This is a genomic window from Vallitalea okinawensis, from assembly GCF_002964605.1.
Classification (GTDB): Bacteria; Bacillota; Clostridia; order Lachnospirales; family PQDH01; genus Vallitalea_A; species Vallitalea_A okinawensis.
In genome coordinates, this window is record NZ_PQDH01000059.1 from 1 (window position 1) to 849 (window position 849).

Annotated in this window: 1 protein-coding gene; it reads left to right on the forward strand. The window is 37.1% G+C overall.

Annotation, left to right across the window (positions count from 1 at the left end):
• Positions 1-154: 154 nt before the first annotated feature.
• Positions 155-849, forward strand: a 695-nt coding sequence (locus tag C1Y58_RS26280) for an ABC transporter substrate-binding protein (protein WP_157950307.1), incomplete at its 3' end; no start/stop codon positions are given.

The window sequence follows — 849 nt, forward strand, 5'->3', positions numbered from 1 at the left end:
TGAGTCATTGATCTATCAAAGAGGACCTCATGGTATTGCCTTGGCAAATGATGTAACATCATTTAAAGAGGATCAAAACATCAGTCATTGCGCCGATTGGTTTTCTAAATCGGTTGAATGGATAAAACAATTATAAAAAAGGGGAGAGTTTATTATGAAAATCATGAAACAAATCTTAGTTTTCACACTTGTAGCTGTTATAGCATTTGCAAGTGTAGGGTGTAGTAGCAAAGAAACAAATGAAACAGATACGAAAACACCAGCAACAACCAAAGAAAATAAAGAAGTGAAAGAAACTGCTGAAGCTGAAGAAGTATTAATTAAGTTTCCTCACTACAGAACAGGCCCTAGTGGCGAAGGTGTTACTTTTGGCGCACAAGTAGAAAGATTTAATGAGAAATTCAAAGGTACATACCGCATTGAATTAGAAGAAATTCCAGGTGAGCAATACAACGATAAAATCAAGTTACTCTATCAAAGTGGTAAATTACCAGCACTTTTTGAAACAAACAACTCCGATCCAGAGTGGACAAAGACATTAATGGATAACAACGCTTGGTTAGACCTTGCTCCTTATATTGAAGCAGATCCAGAGTTCAAAGCAGTGATGATGGAAGACTCTTTAGCTTTTAACACCAGAGAAGATGGTGCTATTCCTTCACTTCCATATGCTTATGTGAAATATGCGTACATGTTCTATAACAAAGAGATCTTTACCAATGCAGGTGTTAATGAAGTACCAGCTGATTGGGATGCCTTTATAGCAGCTTGTGAACAAATCAAAGCATCAGGTGTAACGCCTATCTCCTTCATGACAGGTGAAAATGCATGGACAACCATGTTAATGTC